Origin of the sequence: Pseudobacteroides sp., assembly GCF_036567765.1 — a bacterium.
Lineage (GTDB): Bacteria > Bacillota > Clostridia > Acetivibrionales > DSM-2933 > Pseudobacteroides.
Genome location: NZ_DATCTU010000112.1, coordinates 55736 through 78612 on the forward strand (window position 1 = coordinate 55736; position 22877 = coordinate 78612).

At 37.9% G+C, this 22877-nt stretch carries 20 protein-coding genes; 19 read left to right on the forward strand and 1 reads right to left on the reverse strand.

What is annotated here, in order from left to right; all coding sequences use genetic code 11:
- The 13 genes from VIO64_RS18035 to VIO64_RS18095 all read left to right on the forward strand — a co-directional run bounded on the left by VIO64_RS18035 (nucleotide 1) and on the right by VIO64_RS18095 (nucleotide 14082).
- A complete protein-coding gene (locus tag VIO64_RS18035; RefSeq protein ID WP_331920820.1) occupies nucleotides 1-855 on the forward strand; it encodes a phosphatidate cytidylyltransferase in 855 nt (284 codons plus the stop codon).
- 12 nt (nucleotides 856-867) lie between these two features.
- Nucleotides 868-2007: a 1-deoxy-D-xylulose-5-phosphate reductoisomerase gene (locus VIO64_RS18040; RefSeq protein ID WP_331920822.1), complete on the forward strand. Its 1140-nt coding sequence runs from the start codon at nucleotides 868-870 to the stop codon at nucleotides 2005-2007.
- A gap of 45 nt (nucleotides 2008-2052) precedes the next feature.
- Complete coding sequence (gene rseP, locus VIO64_RS18045; RefSeq protein WP_331920824.1) at nucleotides 2053-3402, forward strand: RIP metalloprotease RseP; 1350 nt, start codon at nucleotides 2053-2055, stop codon at nucleotides 3400-3402.
- Between the two features lie 4 nt (nucleotides 3403-3406).
- On the forward strand, nucleotides 3407-4474 hold the full coding sequence (ispG, locus tag VIO64_RS18050) for a flavodoxin-dependent (E)-4-hydroxy-3-methylbut-2-enyl-diphosphate synthase (RefSeq protein ID WP_331920826.1): 1068 nt from the start codon (nucleotides 3407-3409) through the stop codon (nucleotides 4472-4474).
- Between the two features lie 428 nt (nucleotides 4475-4902).
- On the forward strand, nucleotides 4903-5367 hold the full coding sequence (gene rimP / locus VIO64_RS18055) for a ribosome maturation factor RimP (RefSeq protein ID WP_331920828.1): 465 nt from the start codon (nucleotides 4903-4905) through the stop codon (nucleotides 5365-5367).
- Between the two features lie 26 nt (nucleotides 5368-5393).
- The gene (gene nusA / locus VIO64_RS18060) at nucleotides 5394-6617 is read left to right on the forward strand and encodes a transcription termination factor NusA (protein ID WP_331920830.1); all 1224 of its coding nucleotides are present in this window, start codon (nucleotides 5394-5396) and stop codon (nucleotides 6615-6617) included.
- 39 nt (nucleotides 6618-6656) lie between these two features.
- The gene (rnpM, locus tag VIO64_RS18065) at nucleotides 6657-6932 is read left to right on the forward strand and encodes an RNase P modulator RnpM (RefSeq protein ID WP_331920832.1); all 276 of its coding nucleotides are present in this window, start codon (nucleotides 6657-6659) and stop codon (nucleotides 6930-6932) included.
- A complete protein-coding gene (locus tag VIO64_RS18070; protein WP_331920834.1) occupies nucleotides 6922-7257 on the forward strand; it encodes a L7Ae/L30e/S12e/Gadd45 family ribosomal protein in 336 nt (111 codons plus the stop codon). Before rnpM ends, VIO64_RS18070 begins: the two co-directional genes overlap by 11 nt.
- Nucleotides 7250-10771 carry a translation initiation factor IF-2 gene (gene infB, locus VIO64_RS18075; RefSeq protein WP_331920836.1) on the forward strand — a complete coding sequence of 1174 codons (3522 nt, stop codon included), beginning with the start codon at nucleotides 7250-7252 and terminating at the stop codon, nucleotides 10769-10771. Before VIO64_RS18070 ends, infB begins: the two co-directional genes overlap by 8 nt.
- A 129-nt stretch (nucleotides 10772-10900) precedes the next feature.
- Entirely contained in the window at nucleotides 10901-11269 is a 369-nt protein-coding gene (gene rbfA / locus VIO64_RS18080; protein ID WP_331920838.1) for a 30S ribosome-binding factor RbfA, read from the forward strand.
- Nucleotides 11270-11283: 14 nt separating this feature from the next.
- Nucleotides 11284-12240: a bifunctional oligoribonuclease/PAP phosphatase NrnA gene (locus VIO64_RS18085; protein ID WP_331920840.1), complete on the forward strand. Its 957-nt coding sequence runs from the start codon at nucleotides 11284-11286 to the stop codon at nucleotides 12238-12240.
- Complete coding sequence (gene truB, locus VIO64_RS18090; protein WP_331920842.1) at nucleotides 12241-13128, forward strand: tRNA pseudouridine(55) synthase TruB; 888 nt, start codon at nucleotides 12241-12243, stop codon at nucleotides 13126-13128.
- Between the two features lie 9 nt (nucleotides 13129-13137).
- Complete coding sequence (locus VIO64_RS18095) at nucleotides 13138-14082, forward strand: bifunctional riboflavin kinase/FAD synthetase (RefSeq protein WP_331920844.1); 945 nt, start codon at nucleotides 13138-13140, stop codon at nucleotides 14080-14082.
- Nucleotides 14083-14120: 38 nt separating this feature from the next.
- Here VIO64_RS18095 and VIO64_RS18100 read toward each other — a convergent pair whose 3' ends face one another.
- A complete protein-coding gene (locus VIO64_RS18100; protein ID WP_331920846.1) occupies nucleotides 14121-15170 on the reverse strand; it encodes a LacI family DNA-binding transcriptional regulator in 1050 nt (349 codons plus the stop codon).
- 254 nt (nucleotides 15171-15424) lie between these two features.
- Between VIO64_RS18100 and hypF the strand changes: the two genes are divergently transcribed.
- The 6 genes from hypF (at nucleotide 15425) to yfmH (ending at nucleotide 22877) form a co-directional block, all read left to right on the forward strand.
- Nucleotides 15425-17752, forward strand: coding sequence for a carbamoyltransferase HypF (hypF, locus tag VIO64_RS18105; protein WP_331920848.1), 2328 nt, complete (start codon nucleotides 15425-15427; stop codon nucleotides 17750-17752).
- Between the two features lie 62 nt (nucleotides 17753-17814).
- The gene (locus VIO64_RS18110; protein WP_331920850.1) at nucleotides 17815-18039 is read left to right on the forward strand and encodes a HypC/HybG/HupF family hydrogenase formation chaperone; all 225 of its coding nucleotides are present in this window, start codon (nucleotides 17815-17817) and stop codon (nucleotides 18037-18039) included.
- Nucleotides 18032-19120: a hydrogenase formation protein HypD gene (gene hypD, locus VIO64_RS18115; RefSeq protein ID WP_331920852.1), complete on the forward strand. Its 1089-nt coding sequence runs from the start codon at nucleotides 18032-18034 to the stop codon at nucleotides 19118-19120. The genes VIO64_RS18110 and hypD overlap by 8 nt, the downstream gene beginning before the upstream one ends.
- A gap of 1 nt (nucleotide 19121) precedes the next feature.
- On the forward strand, nucleotides 19122-20126 hold the full coding sequence (gene hypE / locus VIO64_RS18120; protein WP_331920854.1) for a hydrogenase expression/formation protein HypE: 1005 nt from the start codon (nucleotides 19122-19124) through the stop codon (nucleotides 20124-20126).
- Between the two features lie 117 nt (nucleotides 20127-20243).
- Complete coding sequence (yfmF, locus tag VIO64_RS18125; protein WP_331920856.1) at nucleotides 20244-21536, forward strand: EF-P 5-aminopentanol modification-associated protein YfmF; 1293 nt, start codon at nucleotides 20244-20246, stop codon at nucleotides 21534-21536.
- A gap of 48 nt (nucleotides 21537-21584) precedes the next feature.
- Nucleotides 21585-22877 (forward strand): EF-P 5-aminopentanol modification-associated protein YfmH, encoded by a 1293-nt coding sequence (yfmH, locus tag VIO64_RS18130; protein ID WP_331920858.1) that lies wholly within the window; start codon nucleotides 21585-21587, stop codon nucleotides 22875-22877.

Genomic DNA, 22877 nt, shown 5'->3' on the forward strand with positions numbered 1-22877 from the left:
TTGAAGACGAGAATTATTAGTGGAATTATAGGAATTGCATTACTTTTTGTTGTGGTATTTTCAGGAAGTTTTTTTGTCTCAGCATCAATTTTTCTTTTATCCCTAATAGGTATTTATGAATTTTATAATGCAGTATCAAATGTGGGCTATAAGCCTATAAGGCTGTTCGGTTATTTGTCATGCCTTCCGATTCTTATAGTTGGACTTAAAACAAGCAACAGGTTTTTCACTGATTATTTGGACATAATAAAATCTGCAAATTATGTTTCATTGGCATTATTTTTAGTAATGGTATTTTTATTTTTGATAATAATCTTCTTCCATGAGAAGTTTAATATAATAAACATATCCCTTACGGTATTCGGAATGCTGTATGTTCCCTTTTTGTTTTCATTTGTTGTAATGACAAGAAAGCTTGATAATGGTTTTTATTACATTTGGCTTATTTTCATAGGTGCATTTGCTACCGATACTTTTGCATACTTTTCAGGAAAATTCTTCGGTAAAAGAAAAATTCTGCCTGTAATAAGTCCCAAAAAGACATTTGAAGGTTTTGTAGGCGGTATTCTAGGCAGCATGGTGCTTACATCTGCTTTTGGCCTTTTTATAAATTATTTGTTTAAAAAAGATATGGGTGAGACTATTCCTTATCATCATTTTATTATTCTAGGCGGTATCAACGGCATTGTTTCACAGATCGGAGACTGGGGTGCTTCAGCTATAAAAAGGTTTTCCCGAGTCAAGGATTACGGAAACCTTATGCCAGGCCACGGTGGTGTACTAGATAGGTTTGACAGTATTTTGTTTGTTGCACCGACTGTGTATTTATATATAAGAATGGTTTTATCATTCTAGGGAGTTGAAATAATGGCTAAAAATATATCTATTCTTGGCTCGACGGGCTCCATTGGCACACAGTCATTGGATGTAGCAAGGAATTTAAAAATAAGGGTTTCAGGATTATCGGCAAACGGCAATTTAGACCTTTTGGAAGAGCAGGCTAGGGAGTTTATGCCCAAGATTGTTGCTATAAATAATGATTCTTTAAGGGATGAACTAAAATCTAGGCTAAAAGGATTACCCATTGAGGTTCTTAGCGGCTTGGAAGGCCTAAAGGCAGTTGCCGCTATGGATGAAGTAGACACGGTTGTTACTTCTATCGTTGGTATTGCTGGTCTCATTCCTACAATGGAAGCAATAAGAAAGGGGAAGGACATAGCCCTTGCAAATAAGGAAACTCTTGTGACAGCCGGAAGCATTGTTATGTCTGAGGCGAAGAAGTATAATGTAAATATTTTGCCTGTCGATAGTGAACATTCTGCTATTTTTCAGTGCTTAATGGGTAATAATTTAAATAAAGTATCAAAGCTTATCCTTACTGCATCAGGTGGACCGTTCCGGGGCAGAACCTGTGAGGAGCTCATGGAAGTGACATTAAAAGATGCATTAAAGCATCCCAACTGGGTTATGGGCAGCAAAATAACCATTGATTCTGCATCCCTAATGAATAAAGGGCTTGAGGTTATTGAAGCGAAATGGCTCTTTGACATTTCCGCAGACAGAATTGAGGTTTTGATACATCCCCAAAGTGTTATTCACTCAATGGTAGAATACTGTGACGGCTCTGTTATGGCACAGCTTGGATCACCCGATATGCGTATTCCCATACAGTTTGCACTTACATACCCGGATAGAAGTGATAATGAGTTTTCAAAGTTGGATTTGCTGAAAACGAGAAGCCTTACATTTGAAGAGCCTGATTTAAATTCATTTCCATGCCTTGGGCTTGCTTTTGACGCATTAAAGACAGGAGGGACTATGCCGGCGGTTTTAAATGCAGCAAATGAAGTGGCAGTCGGTTTATTCCTGGAAGAAAAGATCAGGTTTATAGATATTCCGGCTATAATAGAAAAAGCTATGGAGAAACATCAAAAGAATAAAAATCCAAGCCTTGAAGATATAATAGAAGTAGATAGGGATACAAGAGACATGATTTTAAATAAGTGATGACTTAAACAGCCAGCTGATGTTTATATGACAGGAGGATAAAATATGACGTTACTATTATCAATAATCGCATTTAATATTATAATTATCGTACATGAACTGGGGCATTTTCTTGTTGCAAAGATGTGTAAAATTCAAGTTCTCGAATTCTCACTCTTCTTCGGACCCAAAATTTTCAGCGTAAAAATCGGCGAGACAATGTATTCTCTGAGGCTTATTCCCGCGTTGGCATATGTAAAGCTGGAAGGTGAGGAAGAGGAGTCCGATAATGAAAGATCCTTCGGGAAAAAGTCGGTACTTACAAGGATGGCTGTCATAGCAGCAGGTCCCGTAGCAAACATACTGCTTGCAACAGTTCTTTTGATGGTGATTATATCTGCAACAGGTTATGAAACTACAAAAGTAGGAAGGGTATTGGAAGGCTCTCCGGCATATGAGGCCGGTTTAAGGGAAGGGGATATTATCAAGGCTTACGACGGAAAAAGTGTATATGCTCCTGCTGAAGAGATGTTATTTTTGATGGCATCAAAGGGAAACGAAGCCAAAATCAAGTTTGAGAGAAATGGAGTAGAGGATGAGATTGACGTAAAGCCTCTGGTGATACCTGCAAATAGGCTTTTATTAGGCTTTAGAGCAAAAGAAACCTATGGCAGTGACTCCAACGTTGTTGACTCGGTAATGAATAAACAGAAAGATGAAAAGAATAATTTAAAGCCAGGTGATAGAATAGTCAGGATAGACAACCAGGAAATTAAATCCATGCCGGATATTTTGAATTATCTCAGGAAGGTCAGTGAAGAAGAACAAAGAATGAAACAGGACGGTAAAACCGCAGAGAACAGCAATATAGTGCTTAATGTCAATGTATTAAGGGATGGAAAAAGCACATCTCTTCAAATCAAGCCTGCATATGAGCAAGGAAGGGAAAGCTATGACATTGGAATGGCTTTTGCTCCAAGCATAAAGGGAAGTATAGGAGATACAATAAGAGAAGCATTTATAAGCACGTACTCTTATACAAGAGTTTCTATATATTCTATTATATATCTCTTCCAAGGCAAGTTTTCTTTTGCAGAGGTTACAGGGCCTGTGGGAATGGTAGCTACCATGAATGAAGTGGTTCAGATGGTGCCAACCTTAAAAGACAAGATACTCAGTACATTTAACCTAATGGTATTCATATCTATAGCTTTGGGAATTGCAAATTTACTTCCTATTCCGCCGGCTGACGGAAGCAGACTTATTTTGTTGGGGCTTGAGGCTGTGAGAAGGAAGCCGCTTCCCGTAGAAAAGGAAAGAGTGATTATGGCAGCAGGCTTTGTGTTTATGATGATACTGTTTGTAGTGGTGCTGTTTAGCGATATATTTAAGATTTTTAACGGGATCGGAGTGTAAAGCTGTGGGCCATTTTTCAATTAATCGAAAGAAAACAAGGAAAATACCTGTAGGTCCTTTGTATATCGGAGGAGATGCTCCTGTTCTGGTTCAGTCCATGACAAATACCGATACGAGAGATATTAAAGGGACTGTGGAGCAGATTAAAGGGCTGGAAGAAGCTGGCTGTGATATTATAAGGCTTGCTGTATTGGATAACGAGGCGGCAGAAGCTATTGGTGAAATAAAAAAAGCCATTAAAATTCCATTGGTAGCGGATATACATTTTGATCACAGACTTGCTCTTGTTTGTATGGAAAAGGGTGTGGACAAAATAAGGATAAATCCTGGGAACATCGGCGGCATGGAGAGGGTCAGGAAGGTCGCTGTTATGGCAAAGGAAAGGAATATTCCCATAAGGATCGGCGTCAATTCCGGATCGGTAGAAAAGGATATTCTAGAAAAATATAAAGGTGTTACAGCAGAGGGCATGGTGGAAAGTGCTCTTTATCATGCATCACTATTGGAAGAATTTAATTTCCGAGATATAGTTATTTCAATTAAAGCATCAAACGTACCCCTTACGATAGAATCCTACCGCTTAATGTCGCAGAATGCGGACTATCCTTTGCATTTGGGTGTGACAGAAGCAGGAACGATATACAGAGGGACTGTAAAATCTTCAGTGGGTATCGGTGCACTTTTAGCAGAGGGGATAGGAGATACAATAAGGGTATCCCTTACAGGAGACCCTGCTGAGGAGATAAAGGCCGGTATTGAGATATTAAAGTCATTGGAGCTAAGGAAAGACGGAATAGAGTTCATATCCTGTCCGACATGCGGACGTTGCAGGATTAATCTTATAGATATAGCCAACAGTATTGAAGAAAGGCTTCAAGGTGTCAATACTGACTTGAAAATAGCCATTATGGGGTGTGCTGTTAACGGGCCTGGAGAAGCAAGGCATGCGGATATAGGTATAGCCGGAGGGGATGGAGAGGCACTGCTTTTTAAGAAAGGCGAAATAATTCGCAAGATTCCTCAGGACAGAATTGTTGAAGAATTTTTGGATGAAGTTAAAAAGTTGTGCTGAAATAGCTGTGAGATTTTAAATACTGTAATAAATTTGTTGATTAATGCACATAATAGTGATATAATACTCTTGGGTAAAATTTTAAAGTTTCTTTAAAAGTAGAGAAGAGTGGGAAAATCCCACTCTTTCGCATTGTTTTTCGAAAAGTTTTAAGAAATTATCGGGAAAGTTTGTTATGGGGCTCAAGGCCCCTGGCTTATGCTTAAATATAATAACACATGGTGTTAATTATTATAAGTCGTTAGAAATTACGGTGCATGCTGCACCACAATTTCACATGACAATAATTAAGATTACAAAATTATTTCATGATTTTGTTTATGTCTAGGAAATTATGGTGTATGCATACACACCACAATTTCTCACGACAATAATTAAGGTTGACAAAATCATTTCATGATTTTGTTTAGATTAGATCGGAGGTAAATATGGCCAGGCGAAAGATTGAAGATATTGTGACAGAAATGGTTTCACCGATTGTAGAATCAAACCATTTCGAATTGGTGGACGTAGAGTTTCTTAAGGAAGGAGCAAATTGGTACCTCAGAGTTTACATAGACAAAGAGGGTGGCATATCAATAGATGACTGCCAATTAGTCAGTGAGGCATTAGGGGAGGAACTCGACAAGGCTGATCCTATCTCACAGCATTATTTTCTTGAGGTATCGTCACCTGGAATTGAAAGACCTTTAAAAAGAGAAAAGGATTTTATAAAGTATAAGGGTGAGCAGGTAGAAGTTAAGCTCTTTCAACCTATAGATGGAAAGAAAATTTTCGAGGGCAGGTTAAACGGGCTTATGGACGGTAAAATATCAATTATTGGATCAAATAATGAGATGCTTGAATTCGACAGAGAAACGGTAGCAGTTGTAAAGAGGACAATTAAATTCTAAGATTTTTTAGGGAGGTTTAGGAATAAATGAGTGCGGAATTAATCCATGCATTGGATCAACTGGAAAAGGAAAGAGGAATAAACAAGGATATACTGATTGAAGCGATTGAAGCTGCCTTGATTTCTGCGTACAAACGTAATTTCGGTTCTTCACAGAGTGTTAAGGTTACGTTTAATGCTGAATCCGGGGACGTTAGAGTTTATGCACTAAAGAAGGTAAGTAAACTGCCTGCTAATGACAGTATGGAGATATCTTTGGATGAAGCTAAGAGGCTGGATGGAATGCTGGCAGACGGTGACGTGGCAGAAATAGAAGTGACACCGAAGGATTTTGGTAGAATTGCTGCTCAAACTGCCAAGCAGGTTGTTGTTCAAAGGATAAGAGAAGCAGAGCGTGAATTGGTTTATGATGAGTTTTCAAACAAGGAGAGCGATATTGTTACAGGTATTATTCAAAGGTTTGAAAGAAAGAACGTAATTATAGATATGGGAAAGGCTGAGGCCGTTCTTGCATCCACTGAGCAGACACCGGGTGAGGAGTATAGGTTTAACGACAGGATAAAGACATATATTCTTGAAGTTAAAAAGACCACAAAGGGTCCTCAGATTGCAGTCTCAAGGACACATCCAGGTCTTGTGAAAAGGCTCTTCGAACTGGAAGTTCCTGAGATTCATGAAGGTATAGTTGAAATAAAAAGTATTGCAAGAGAACCCGGTTCAAGGACGAAAATTGCTGTTTTTTCCAAGGACCCAAATGTTGATCCAGTTGGGGCTTGCGTCGGACAAAAAGGTACAAGAGTTCAGGCAATAGTTGATGAACTAAGGGGAGAGAAAATAGATATAATAAAATGGAGCAGTGATCCAGAAGTATTTATATCAGCAAGCTTAAGTCCTGCAAAAGTAATAAGGGTTGATGTGAATGAAGCCGAGAAGAGTGCAAAGGTAACTGTTCCCGATTTCCAGCTTTCTCTTGCTATTGGTAAGGAAGGACAGAATGCCAGACTTGCGGCTAAAATGACCGGATGGAAAATTGATATAAAAAGTGAATCACAGCTCAGGGCTACAATAGAGCAGCAGCTTCTTAACTATAGTGACGGCTCACAGGAACAGCAGTATAAACAGCACTTTGATCTTTTTAAGCCTATGGAGGAAGTGTACGGAGAATATGATTATGAGTCAGACGATCAAGCTGACGAAAACATTGAGCCGGTAAAATTTGATGATTTTGATGACAGCGATGAAAACAGATAAAAATCAGAAATAATTTTAGAGAAAAGAAAGGGATTATAAGTGAAGCAAAGAAAAATACCTCTTCGCATGTGTATTGGGTGTCAGGAAATGAAGCCAAAAAAAGAGCTGATTAGAGTAGTTAAAAACAAAGAAAATGAAATATCAATGGATCTTGTAGGAAAAAAGCCAGGAAGAGGGGCATATATTTGCAACAGCCTATCTTGTTTTGAGAAGGCTAAAAAAGGTAAAAAATTAGAACGAGCATTTGAAGCTGCTATAAGCGAGGAAGTATACAACCAATTAAAAGAGCAATTGGAGGGTTTTGATGGTTCATAACATATACTCATTCATGGGTTTGGCCGTTAAGGCGGGGAAGTTATTGTCGGGAGAAGAAGCTTGTGAAAGAGCTATAAAAAACAACAATGTGAATCTTATTATAGTAGCGGAAGATGCGTCTTTAAATACAAAAAAGAAATTTACAGATAAGTGTAAGTACAGGAATGTGGAAATTCGTTTTTTCGGTACTAAGGAACTTATAGGGAGGTATGTCGGAAAAGAAATCCGTTCTGTGGTTGCAATAATGGATCAAGGATTTGCGAAGAAGTTGGCTGAAAAGATTGACAGCTATACCGATGAATTTGGGGGTGAGCATATTGGATAAAGTCAGAGTATATGAGCTGGCAAAGGAACTCAATACAACAAGCAAGAGACTTACTGAGAAGTTAGCAGAAATAGATATACATGTAAAAAACCATATGAGCCTTTTAAGTGATATGGAAATTGAAGCATTGTATAATCATATAGGTATTATTAAACAGGATAAAGCAAAGAAACCTGAAATAGACGAAAGGAAAGCAGCACTTACTTCAAACCCTGTTTTAAATTCAAACCCTGTCCCTTATGCGGCAGGTGTTGACTTGAAGGATAAATCAAAAAAGGCTGCAAAGCAGGCACCGAGAATAATTAGAAAGACTGAAATCATAATAGATACTCAGAACGAAACAAAAGATGAGATTGTGGTGTCATCACCAAACAATGTAAAAACCAGTACACCACGAGAATCCTTAAGCAAGGATGGAAAAAATCAGAGATCATCTTTTGTGAGGACTGCAGAGGCTAATTCAGGGCTACGAGCCGGGTTTATAAGAAATACCGGATCAGATTATGTAAAAAACCAAAACTATAAGAATAGTCATCATGGTGATAGTGATAAGAGCGATAACACAAAGCACAATATAAAGCAGGATAACAGAATTAATTCAATGCAGGAGACAAAGATTTCGTCAAAGCCCGTTGAAAGTACCTCGACTGTAAAAAGTCCAACGATAAGCGAAAATGTAGATGTATCGCCTGAAGTAAAAAATATTGAAACAAAAAGCATGGAAAAACAGTCTGGTAACAATGGGGTGAGTGGTATAGTAGAGAAAAATAATTTGCATGAAACAGAAAAGGGTGAGTTGGATATAAAGGTGATGTCTGATGCAAGTATTAATGAAGCTGATAATAATGTACAGGATAGAAAAGCGGGGGAAGTGGAAAAGGCTTCTTTAAACCAACTGCCTGTTGATAGTCCTAAGATTGAAGCAAAAGATCAAGAGGCAAGAGAAAAGACTGCCAGTCATGCAAATATGGACAAAAGGCAGGGGCAGGCATCGTATAATAAAACAGATGCAAACCGTAATCAAATGCAGAACCAGCATCAAAACCAAAATCAGCACCAAAATCAAAACCAAAACAGAAACTTCAGATCTGACAATAGAAATGATAACAGATCCGATAACAGGAATTTTAATAGGCAAGGTGACAGGCCGTTTAACAGACCTTTTGACAGGAATACAAATTCCAATAACAGAAATGCTGCCTCTGGAGCAGGCGACAATAGGAATAATGATAGATCTGGTAACAGACAGGGTGACAGACCATACTTCAGGCAGAATGACAACAGACAAAATGATAACAGAAATAATAATAATAATAATAATAATAGGCAGGGCGACAGACCGTTTAACAGACCTAATGACGGCAACAGGCAGTTTAACAGGGGCAATGACAGGCCACAGGCAAGGTATGGTGACAGACAATTCCCTGAAATTCCAAAGGCTGATCTAACGGCAGCCCAAAAGGAAGAAATGTCATCTGCAAAGAATGAGCAAAAGCGCGAGTTTCAAAGCAAGGACAGTGATAAGGATACAAAAAGGGATCAAAAGAAGGATTCCGCAAAGCCTTTTACCAATAAAAATGATAAATTTAAGCCGAATGCTGTGAAGCTTACTGAAAAGAAGGGAATTTCTGAAGTTTTATCTGAAGATTTTATATTACAGGAATTCTACGATACCGATGATTTCAAGAGGACTAAAAAGTCCAAGCAAAGAAAGGATTTCAGAGGCTCAACAGAAAATAAACATATACCGCCAAAGGCTGTTCTAACTATGGTTAAAATAAGAGAGAGCATAACGGTTAAAGATTTGGCAGAAACTCTTAAGAAAACAGCAACGGAAGTTATTAAAAAGCTTATGGGGCTTGGTGTAATGGCTACATTAAACCATGAATTAGATTTTGACACTGCCGCCATAGTTGCAGAAGAGTTTGGAATTAAAGCTGAAAAAGAAATAGAGGTAAGTGAAGAAGAAATACTCTTTGATGATGCCGATATTGATGACGCAGACGGCTTATTATCAAGACCGCCTGTAGTAGTTGTCATGGGACACGTTGACCATGGTAAAACATCACTTTTGGATGCCATTAGGGAAGCGGATGTAGTAAAAGGCGAAGCGGGAGGCATAACACAGCATATTGGTGCCTACTCGGTAAAAATAAATAACAGGAATATTACATTTCTTGATACTCCAGGTCATGAAGCATTTACTGCTATGAGAGCAAGAGGTGCACAGGTTACTGATATAGCCATTCTGGTGGTTGCTGCCGATGACGGTGTAATGCCGCAGACGGTTGAAGCAATAAATCATGCAAAAGCCGCTAATGTATCAATAATAGTTGCTGTAAATAAGATTGATAAGCCAGGTGCAAATCCTGAGAGGGTTAAGCAGGAATTGACTGAATACGGCCTTGTTGCAGAGGAATGGGGCGGAGATATCATATGTGTTAACGTATCTGCCAAGAAGAGGGAGAATATCGATGGACTTCTTGAAATGGTACTTCTTACTGCAGATATGTTAGAGCTTAAGGCTGATCCTAACAGACAGGCAAAGGGTACTGTTATAGAAGCTAAGCTTGATAAAGATAGAGGACCTACCGCTACAATGCTTGTTCAAAGAGGTACTTTGCAGCTTGGTGACTCAATTGTCACAGGTACTACAGTAGGTAGAATTAGAGCTATGGTTGATGATAAGGGACACCATATTAAAAAGGCAGGTCCATCAACCCCTGTTGAGATACTGGGCTTACCTGAGGTACCGGAAGCAGGAGAAACATTCTATGCTATTACTGATGAAAAGGTTGCAAAACAGCTCGCTGAAAAGAGAAAGCTCAAGATTAGGGAGCAGCAGCTTAAATCAAGTGCGAAGGTAACTTTGGAAGACCTCTTCAGTCAGATAAAAGAAGGTAAGGTGAAAGACCTTAATATAATAGTAAAGGCTGACGTACAAGGTTCTGTAGAAGCTGTTAAGCAGTCTCTTGAAAAGCTCAGCGATGAAGAAGTAAGGGTAAGGATAATACACGGTGGTGTCGGAGCAATTTCCGAGTCGGACGTGACTTTGGCACAGGTTTCAAATGCAATAATAATCGGATTTAATGTAAGACCAGGCACAAATGTTGCCGAGAAGGCAAAGGATGAAGGCGTAGACTTAAGATTGTACAGGGTTATTTACAATGCAATTGAGGATGTTAAGGCTGCTATGAAGGGTATGCTTGAGCCTACCTTTAAGGAAGTAATCCAGGGGCATGCTGAAATTAGGCAACTTTTCAAGGTTTCCGGTATAGGTACCATTGCGGGATGTTATATAACTGACGGTAAGTTTACAAGAGCATCAGAAGTTAGGGTTATAAGAGACGGAATAGTTGCTTTTGAAGGTAAACTTGCTTCTTTAAAGAGGTTTAAGGATGATGCAAAAGAAGTAGCACAAGGGTATGAATGCGGTATGTCCTTTGAAAAGTTCAATGATCTTAAAGAAACCGATATTATTGAAGCATATATAATGGAAGAAGTTGCAAGATAAATTACGAATAAATTAGGGTTATTACTTCACATTTTATAAGTGTGAAGTAATTTCTTTAATGTACGGGAAATTATGGCAGGCGATTTTGTTAATGACTAGGAAATTGTGGAAATATGAGGAGTGTTATTTATGGCAGATAGAACAAGCAGGATTTCAGAAGAAATGAGGAAGGAAATTAGCAGTATCATTATGAGTGAATTGAAGGATCCTCGCCTTCCGAGTATGGTAAGCGTAGTTTCTGTTAATGTTACTAAGGATTTAAGGCATGCAAAGGTTTATATAAGTGTTCTTGGTAATGAAGAAGATAAGAAAAATGCACAGGAAGGCCTAAGAAGTGCAGCGGGGTTCATAAGGCGTGAGGTAGGTCACAGGATGCAGCTTCGTTATACGCCTGAAATGCACTTTGAAATTGATGATTCAATTGAGCATGGAGTATATATGACAAAGCTTATTAATGATACGGTAAAGATAGATGAGGATATGAGTGACGAGGAATAGGGCGGTGTAAACAAATGACTTTAAGCGATATTGTGGCTCATGTTAAAAATTATGATAATATTGCAATACTCCCTCATGTCCAGGCAGATGGAGACGCATGGGGTTCTTGCCTGGCTTTAGGAATTGCATTAAAAAAGCTTAATAAGAGAGTGACAGTAATAGGAGAGGAAAAAATACCCTATATTTATGAGTTTCTTCCTCAGCTTGAGATGATAGCTTATAACGGACATGAAGATAAAGTATTTGATTTAGTTATATCTTTAGATACCGGAGACATGGGAAGGGTGGGAAATAGGAGTAATGTATTTGAAACCACTCAAAATACTGTAAATATAGACCACCACAGCACCAATACAGGGTTTGCCAAATATAATTATTTGGATGTAGATGCGGCTGCTACCGGTGAAATTGTATATGAAATCATAAATATCCTAAATGTGGAGGTGGATGCAGATATAGCTACATGCTTGTATGTTGCAATTGCCACTGATACAGGATGTTTCAAATTTTCAAACACAACCTTTAAAACCCACGCAATAGCATCGGATCTTGTTAAAAGAGGCGTTAATGTAGCAGCAGTGTCACAAAGGGTCTTTGATTCTACAACCAAAGAGAAGGTTAGGCTTATAGGTAGGGCGATTAATACATTAGAGCTTCTTGAAGATGGCAGATTGGCTTTTATAAGTATTACAAACGATATGCTTATAGCTGCCGGTGCAAAGGAAGAGGACTGCGACGGAATAGTAAACATAGGCAGAAACATTGAGGGCGTTGAATCATCAGTAGTTATTAGAGAGAAATCCGCCGGCGAGTATAAAGTCAATTTGAGATCCAAGTCATATGTTGATGTTGGACGGGTTGCTTTTAAATTTGGCGGAGGAGGCCACAAAATGGCTGCAGGATGTACAATAAAAGGGGATTTGGAAAGTGTCAGAAAATCTTTACATGATGAATTGAAGAGGTTACTATAAGTGGATGGAATAATAAACGTATTGAAGCCTCCAGGAATGACATCTTTTGATGTTGTTGGTTTTTTGAGGAGGGTATTGAAGACTACCAAGATTGGTCATACCGGTACATTAGATCCTGCTGCTGTAGGGGTATTGCCTGTTTGTATTGGAAAGGCAACAAAGATTATTGAGTTTATGACGGATAAGGACAAAGTGTACAGGGCTGAAATGACTCTTGGGATATCCACAGACACACAAGATGGCTTGGGAAATATAATAAGTCAAAGGCCTGTAGGTGTCTCGGCGGATGAAATAATTCGAGTGTTTAATGATTTTACAGGAAAGCAGCAGCAAATTCCTCCAATGTATTCAGCGATTAAGATAAACGGAAAAAAGTTATATGAACTGGCACGAAAAGGTATTACAGTTGAGCGGAAGCCAAGGGACATTGAAATACATTTTTTAAGAATATTAAATGTTTTTCATGACAACAGGGTCTTATTTGATGTAGGCTGCTCCAAAGGTACCTATATACGAACCTTGTGTTCAGATATAGGAGATAAGCTTGGAACGGGTGCCCATATGTCTTTTCTTGTAAGATTGGATGCTGGAGGTTTTAATATTAAAGACTCCATTACAGTTGAAGAAATAGAGGATTATGCAATTAAAGGTGTTTTAGAACGGTATGTGACCCCGATAGATAAGGCCTTCTCAGATTACGGGTCCTATGTAGTTGATGATCCTCATGAAAAAAAGCTGCTGAACGGCTGCAGTATTGAAATTACAGGCAAAGGTTTTATTGATGGAGAGCTTATTAGAATATATAATAGGAATAATGTTTTTATTGCTTTAGGGACTGTTACTATCAAAAGCGGAAAGGTACTTTTAAAGTCAAAAAAGTGTTTTTAGGTGAGTAAAATGCAGGTTATTTATGGAAATCAGGGGAATGATATAATAAAGAAAGATGCAGGAATAGGCCTTGGCAATTTTGACGGATTGCATTTAGGCCATATGGCATTAATAAATACCCTTATAAATGAGTCCAAGTCATTAGGAATTAATTCTATTGTTTATACTTTTTCCAAGCATCCCGAGAACATACTGAGAAAAAAGCTTAACACGCCTATTATAACAACCATAAATAAAAAGATTGAGATTCTTGGAGGTACGGAGCTTGACTACCTTTATTTTGATGACTTCGATGAAGCCTTTTCCAGAATGAAACCTGAAGATTTTATCAATGATATTCTTTATCGCAAGTTAAAGGTTAAGCTGGCAGTATCAGGCTATGATTACAGATTCGGTTATAAGGGACAGGGGGATGTGGAGCTCCTTAAGGAAGCAGGAAAGGAGTATGGCTTTAATGTTATAGTTATACCGCCTGTCAAGATAGAAGAGGAAACAGTAAGCAGCACATCCATAAGACGTCTTATTGCCAAGGGGAATGTGGAAAAAGCCAGTGAATTGCTTGGCAGATGCTTCTCTATTTCAGGAACTGTAAAAAAAGGAAGACGCATCGGTAATACAATTGGATTTCCAACAGCAAACATTGCTGGTCCTGAAAACATAATATTGCCCCACACAGGGGTTTACATAACAAGAACGCTTATTGAAAACAGTATATACAATAGTGTCACAAGCGTAGGGGTCAATCCTACTTTCAAGGAAAATCTCCCCGTAAGTATTGAAACTTATATTATGGATTTTAATAAAGACATATACGATAAAGAGATTGAAGTAACTTTTATAAAACAGCTCAGAAATGAAAAGAATTTCGGCAGTGTAGATGAGCTTGTCAGGCAGATAAAAAATGACGTGTCTGTTGCTAGGTTGTATTTTGAAAGCCAGAAAAATGATTACTGACTAACATAGTTGGTATACAATCAAAAAGGTTGCAAAAATCACTTAGTTATATTGTTATTTTTTAGATTTTTTACCGATTGTCTTTCAATTATCTCTGCAGAAAGCAGTATTTTTTCCTTGGGTCCGTTTGGGGAATTTATTCTCTCTATCAGCTTCTGGACAGCCTTTGCACCCATATGTTCCTTGTGAACATTTAAAGTGGTGAGCCTTGGAGAAAAGGTATGAGATGAATCAATGTTATCAAAGCTTATAATGGAAATATCGGAGGGTACCTTATATCCCATAACATTAAGAGCTTTTATCATTGAAATTGCCTCATGGTCATTGCAACAGAAAAAAGCAGTGGGCATCGAAGGCAGTTTTTTCATTTCATCAACTGCGTTATCAAGACCTTCGTTTATAACTACGCCAATGCACTTATCTGTTATGAGATAATCGGGATTGACCCTAATATTATTGATATCAAGTGCTTTTAAAAAACCCATATACCTGTCGTAAAAGCTTACTGCAGCCTTTATATCACCCGAAAATCCCAATTGGGTGTGACCTTGTTTTATAAGATATTCTGTGGCTATGTAGCCGCAGTTCTGATTATCACTAAGCACATAGTCTATATAGATATCCTCATAATAGTGATCCACCATGACCATAGGTATTTTTAGGGAGTTAAGTATATTTGCAGTATTTCTTTGAACACGTCCGATTGTAATTACTCCTGAAACAAGCCCTTCATTAATACACATTGGGACTTCAAAATTCTCATCACTATCATCATACACATGCAACATAAGGTTGAGGCTATTCTTTTTTGCTTCCGATTCAATCCCAAGCTGAATAAAAGCAAAAAATCCTGTCGTATCATAGGTGCTTTTTGATTGTAATAGGCATATATTCTTTAAAGGAGTTTTTTTTCCGTCAATGCTCCGAGCATCTTTTTTATATCTATATCCCAACTGTTTCGCAGTTTCTAAAACCGATTTTCTTGTTTTCTCACTGATACCGGGCATATTCCTAAAAACCAGAGAAACAGTATTTTTAGTTATTCCTAATTTAGCTGCAATATCCTCCATGCTTACCTTACCTTGCATAATTCCTCCAATAAACTATATAATACCACTGCGATATATCATAACTTTATAATGGTATTATACTCTATTAATTTGATTTTAGAAAGAACTATATTTAAAGTGTTTTGGATTAGATTACTAATTTTTTATCTAAAATAAGAATCGGTATAAGTTGAAAGTTTTTAATTAGAAATATATACTTAAAGATAATGAATAATGAAATGAAAACTTTAGCACTTTAATTTTAAATATGATAGTGAGGAATTAGTAGAACTATGACAGGAGAGAATGTTTGCATCCAGATAAGAATTACCGGAATTGTTCAGGGAGTTGGGTTTAGACCATTTGTCCTCAAGCTTGCAAAGGCTCTTTCCATAAATGGTTTTGTTAATAATGTAGATAGCAGCGTAATTATTGTTGGAGAGGGAAATAAATTCCATATTGATGAGTTTTGTAAGAGGCTAAAAACAGATACTCCAAAAAACTCATGGATTAAGGAGTTTATTGTTAAAGAACATGATATTTTCGGATATAAGGGTTTTATTATTATAGAAAGCAGTACTCAGGGAGAGAGGAATACTTATATTTCTCCCGATGTATCTGTTTGCAGCGATTGTAGGGAGGAGTTTTTCAACAGCAGTGGTAAGAGATATTTATATCCCTTCATAAACTGTACTAATTGCGGACCAAGGTTTACCATAATTGAAGGAACACCTTATGATAGAGATAAAACAACAATGAAAAAGTTTACCATGTGTCCTTCTTGTTTCAGGGAATATAATGATATCGATGACAGAAGGTATCATGCACAGCCCATATCATGCCCTCAATGCGGCCCTACAGTCAAGCTGTATGACAGTACTGGAAAATCCGTTAATGGTGTAGATGTATTTTCGTTCTGTAGCAATAAAATTTCCCAAGGTAAGATTTTAGCAGTAAAAGGCATCGGAGGATACCACCTGGCTTGTGATGCATTAAACGATGAGGCTGTAAGTAGGCTCAGGAAAAGAAAAATCAGGGATGAAAAGCCTTTTGCCGTAATGGTAAAAGATTATGAGACGGCGTTAAGATACTGTCATATAAGTCCATTTGAAAAAGAATTATTGCAATCAAAGGAAGCACCTATAGTTCTTTTAAAATTAAGGGAAAATGTCATACTACCCCGGACAATAGCACCTGGAAATCCTTTTCTTGGAGTTATGCTTCCTTATACCCCCATACACTTGGGGCTTATTAATGCTATTGATTCAGAAATGCTGGTTATGACCAGTGGTAATAAAAGCAGTGAGCCTATTTGTTATATGGACAAGGAGGCGATTTCAAATCTTAAGGACATTGCCGACTATTTTCTTATACACGATAGGGATATATATATAAGAACTGATGACTCTGTAACTAGAGAGGTTTTGGGCAGGGAGTATATAGTGAGAAGATCAAGGGGATATGTACCGCTGCCTATATATATTGATCTGGAAGGTAAGTCACTGCCTAGGATTTTGGCCTGCGGCGGTGAACTTAAAAACACATTTTGCATAACTAAAGGAGATGTCTTTTATATTAGTCACCATATAGGCGATCTGGAGAATTTGGAAACCAATAAATCCTTTGAAGAAGGTATAGAGCATTTTAAAAGAATTTTAGACACAGACTTTGATATAGCTGTGTGTGACCTGCACCCTGAATACCTGTCGACAAAATACGCAGCCGGCCTTCATAAGAAGCTGCATTTTGTACAACACCACCACGCCCATATCGCTTCATGTATGGGGGAAAATAATTTATCCGATGATGTTATTGGTGTTGCCTTTGATGGAACGGGATACGGAGAAGATGGGAATATATGGGGAGGAGAGTTCTTTATCGGTGGATACAGAGGTTTTAAAAGGGCTGCCCATCTTGAGTATATTAAAATGCCGGGGGGAGACATGGCTGTTAAAGAACCTTGGAGGATGGCTATTAGTTATATTTTAAGCAGCAGGAAGATTAATTATGATAGCAATGAATGCGATAAGGGAATAAATATAAATGGCCATGTGTTTTTAAAGGATGTAGATTATAGGGCACTAAGAACTATAGAGTTTATGATGGAGCGTGATATAAACTGTCCGCTGACATCAAGCATGGGAAGGCTATTTGATGCGGTTTCTGCTATTTTAGGCATCAGGTATAAAATCAGCTATGAGGGACAGGCTGCTATTGAGTTGGAGCAGATGGCTTTAGGGAGTGCTTGGGACAATGTGGAGCCTTATGGTTTTTCCATGGATTTTAAAAATAACGAATATATTATAAGCACAAAAGAGTTGATTAATGATATAATCAGCTCAGTTATAGATGGCGAGCAGTTAGAAAGAATTTCATTAAGATTCCATGAAACTATAGCACAAGTTGTTCTTCAGTGCTGCGGCAAGTTAAGGGAAGAATCCTGCCTTGACAAAGTAGCTTTAAGCGGAGGAGTGTTTCAGAATATTACGCTTCTTACAAGATGTATTAAGCTTTTAAGTGATAACGGTTTTCAAGTGTTCTTTCATGAAAAGGTACCTTCCAATGATGGAGGTATATCGCTAGGACAAGCCTTAATGGCGGCTATGGCCGATATTGAATAATAAATATGCAAAAATTAATGTTGCAAAATTATTTTATAATTTTGTTAAAAGGAGGAATTTATATGTGTCTGGCTTTGCCGGGTAAAATAATAGAAATTCAAGGTAAAATGGGCATCATCGAAATGATGGGTGTAAGAAGAGAAGTGTCACTGGAGCTTATTAAGGATTACAAGGCAGGGGACTATGTTCTTGTACATGCAGGCTGTGCTATTACCAAGGTTGATGAAGAGGAAGCCATTAAAACCATTGAGCTTTTCAGTGAAATAAGGGAGATGGAAAATGGATAATTTATTTACGGCTTTTAGAGATCCAAAGCTGGCAGCGGTTTTGACCGAGAAGCTTTCCATGTATAAGGGGAACACGATAAATATAATGGAGGTATGCGGTACACACACCATGTCTATTTCCAGATATGGCATCAGATCCCTGCTTCCTGAAGGTATCAATCTTATATCGGGGCCTGGATGCCCTGTTTGTGTGACACCTCTTTACTTTATAAATTCTGCAATCGAGCTGTTGGAAAATAAGGATGTTATAATAGCCACATTCGGAGACCTAATGAAGGTTCCGGGCAGCCATTCAAGCCTGCTTAAGGAAAAAGCAAAGGGAAAAGACATCAGGATAGTTTATTCTCCCATGGATTCCTTGAAGATAGCTTCGAACAATAAGGATAAAAGGGTTGTATTTTTATCAGTAGGATTTGAAACCACTACGCCTATTGCAGCTCTTACAATTCTCAAGGCCCATGAAGAGAAGATTGATAACTTTTCGGTGTTATCGGCAAACAAAACCATTCCAAATGCTTTAAAGATTCTGGCAATGGATAAGGATGTAGGGGTTCATGGATATTTGTATCCGGGACATGTCAGTGCCATAATAGGAACAAAACTATATGAAGAGCTTGCCTCACAGTATGGTATACCGGGAGTTGTTGCAGGATTTGAGCCGCTGGATATTTTGCACGGCATCCTTACACTGGTGGAAATTATCAATGATGATAGTAAAAAAGTAGTGAACGAGTATAAAAGGGTTGTATCTGAAGAAGGAAATACAGAGGCTGTGAGGGTTGCTGATAAGGTTTTTAGTGCCTGTGATTCGGTGTGGCGTGGTATCGGCAACCTGCCTCTCTCAGGTCTTTCCATCAGAGAAGAGTTTGAAACCTTTGATGCATGGAAAATATACAATCTAAAGCCTTATACTGCAGAAGAAACCCCTGGATGCAAGTGTGGGGAAATATTGAAGGGCAGACTTAAGCCAACAGATTGCAAACTATTTGGAAAAAGCTGCATACCGGAGAATCCTGTAGGGGCTTGCATGGTTTCCTCAGAGGGAACCTGTGCTGCATATTACAGATTTAGGGAGGTATAGCATGTCGGATATAATTACACTAGCTCATGGCAGCGGCGGTAAAACTACAGGGGATCTTATAAAAAATATATTTCAAAAGCATTTTAATAATGACATATTATCAAAAAACGACGATGCTGCATCTTTTATGCTGTCAGGAAAAGTTGCATTTACAACTGACTCTTTTGTAATAACTCCGGTGTTTTTTAAGGGAGGTAATATCGGAAAGCTTGCTGTATGCGGTACTGTGAATGACCTTGCAGCACTAGGGGCTACACCTTTATATCTAAGCTGCGGATTTATACTAGAGGAAGGACTGCCTGTTAAGGATCTGGAAGCTATTGTGGAATCTATGGGAAATACGGCAAGGGAAGCCGGTATCAAAATTGTTACAGGTGATACCAAAGTGGTTCAAAAAAATGCAGCAGACAAAATTTTTATAAATACATCAGGTATTGGAATAATTCCAGACGGAATAGACATTTCAGGCTATAATGCAGTGCCTGGCGACAGGGTAATAATTACCGGAACAGTTGGTGATCACGGCTGTTCCATATTATTGGAGAGAGAAAAACTAGATATATACGGGGATATATCCAGTGACTGTGCACCCCTTAACAGGATAATTGGAGAGATTTTATCAAAAACTACAAATATACATGTTATGAGAGACCCAACAAGGGGAGGGGTTGCAGCTACGTTAAATGAGATAGCACAACAGAGCAAAGTGGGTATAAAGCTTTTTGAAGATAGAATACCTGTGAAGGATGAGGTTAGAGGCGTATGTGAGCTTCTTGGCATGGACCCTCTGTATATGGCCAATGAAGGGAAAATGCTTGTTATAGTACCGGAGAGTTCGGTTGATACTGTACTAGGAGTACTAAAAAACGCAGCTTATGGCACTGATTCCTGTGTCATAGGTGAGGTGACATATGATCATAAAGGTATAGTTGTAATGAACACCCTTGCAGGAGGAAACAGGATTGTTGGCATGCCGGTAGGGGATCAGCTGCCAAGGATATGTTAATTAAGGCATGAATGAAAAGATTATTTTAAAAAATAAATAACCAATAATTGAATATTATAGTAATAATTTATTATACTAATACTTAGAGAATATATCACAGAGAAAGGTAGGTTTTATATGGATTATAAAAGTTCTGAAGAGAAAGTAGATATTATTGATTCGTTCAATGGCATAGAAGTATACAAGGTAATGGTAGATAAATTTAAAACCAACTCCATAAACATATTTTTTCAAGATAATCTTTCAAAGGAAAATGCAACAAAAAACGCATTGGTTCCTGCTGTTTTAAGGAGAGGCACCAAAAAGCACAAAACCTTTAAGGATATTGCATTGTACCTTGAAGAACTATATGGTGCTTCTTTTGATTGTGCTGTAAATAAAAAGGGAGAATACCAGCTTATACAGTTTTATATTGATCATGTATCCGATAAGTATACAGGCAGCGATACCAATCTTTTTGAAGATTGCACGAATTTGCTGCTGGAAGTAATCACTGAGCCTTTAGTAGAGAATGGGGCTTTTAAAAAGGATTACTTGGAGCAGGAGAAGGAAAACCTGAAAAAAATAATTGAAGGAAGAATGAATGACAAGGTTCAGTACGCTGTTGAAAGATGTTTTGAGGAAATGTGTAAGGGTGAGCCTTTTGAGATATACGAAAACGGTTCTATAGAGGATCTTAATAAAATACAGGAGGCTGATCTTTTCAATCATTATAAATACATATTGGAAAGCCTGCCAATGAAGGTATTCATATCCGGTGATGTGGATGACTCCAAAATCCAATCTGCCATAGCCAAGTTGAAAAATTTAAAAAGAGGCAATATAAAAGGTTTATCCCAACCTATAATAAACAAACCAAAAAAAGATACCAATTTTGTTACAGAGAAGCTTGACGTTTCCCAGGGTAAGCTTTCGATAGGTTTTAGAACCAATACTGCATCCCATGACAAAGACTATTACAGCCTGGTTGTTTGCAACAGTATTTTAGGGGGCGGTATTCATTCGAAACTCTTCCAGAATGTAAGAGAAAAGGAAAGTCTTGCGTATTATGCCTTTTCAAGGCTGGAGAAGTTCAAGGGTCTCATGATGATAAGCTGCGGTATTGAAGTAAGCAATAAAGATAAAGCCTATAACCTTATTTTGAAACAATTGGAAGAAATAAGACAGGGAAATATATCGGATTATGAGTACGATTCAAGCATAAAATCAATCAAAACAGGCCTCGAGTCCTTGAAAGACAGCCAGTTGGCTATAGTGGACTTTTATCTAAGCCAAAAAATATCCAATACTAGTGATACTTTAAAGAGTCTATATGAAAAATTCGAAGCTGTTACAAGGGATGAAATAGTTAAGGCGTCTCAGAAAGTAGAGATTGATACGGTTTATTTTCTCTCTTCTGAAAACCAATAAAAGTTTTCATCGGAATGTGTACACAACAAAGGGAAGGGATGATGGATAATGGAAATCAAAAAGATAGAGTATTCTAAAATAAATGAAGAGCTTTTTATGTATGAGCATGAAAGCGGGCTAAAGGCCTTTGTCATACCCAAAAAGGGGTACTCAAAAAAGCATGCGGCTTTTGCTACGTATTACGGATCAGTTAACAACAAATTTATAGCACCCTATGAAAACGATATAACATCCGTACCTGATGGCATAGCACACTTTTTGGAGCATAAGCTGTTCGAGCAGAAGGACGGCAGTGTCATGGACAAATTTTCAATGACAGGTGCCAGCCCTAATGCTTATACCAGTTTTACCCATACTGTTTATTTGTTTTCATGCACAGACAAATTTGACGAAAATTTCGACATGCTTTTGGATTATGTTCAAAATCCTTATATTACCGAGGAGAGTGTAGAAAAGGAAAAGGGCATAATCGGCCAGGAAATAAGAATGTATGAGGATGATCCCAACTGGAGAGCGTTTTTTAACCTTTTAGGGGCTTTTTACAAGGAGCATCCCGTTAGAATAGATATTGCTGGAACCGTTGAAAGCATAAGCAAAATAAATCGAGACAACCTTTTAAAATGTTATAATACTTTTTATCACCCGTCAAACATGGTGATCGTTGTGGTTGGGGATGTTGATCCTGAGGAAACTCTTAATAAGGTTGCCGAAGGGATAAAAAGCACCGAACACAAGCCTGAAATAAAGAGAATTTTTCCTGAAAGCCATAAGGGGATCAACAAGGACTATGTCGAGCAGAACCTATCAGTATCCATTCCTATTTTTCAAATGGGATTCAAGGATGAATTGCAGGGTGAAAAGGGATTTGACTCACTAAAAAGAGAAGTTGTAATAAAGCTGCTTTTGGAAATGATAGTGGGAAGAAGCTCTTCGTTATACAATGAGCTTTATGAAGAGGGCCTTATAAACAGCAGCTTTGATTCGGATTATACCATTGAAGAGGATTATGCTTTTTCCATGATTGGCGGCGAATCTGCAGAGCCTCTTAAAGTTAAAAACAAGATACTGGAGGAGATCAAGTCATTAAAATCAAAGGGCCTTGATAAGAAAAATTTTGACAGAATTAGAAATGCCATGAGGGGCAGATTCATAAAACAACTAAACTCTGTAGAGAAGATATCTCACCTTTTTATACCTGCTTATTTTAAAGGATCAATTATGTTTGATTATTTTGATGTATATGATAAAATAACCTTTGAATATGCAAATGAAGTATTTTTAAAACATTTTGATGAGGATAACTTTGCTTTGTCAGTTATAAAGCCGATTAAGGGGGATTAG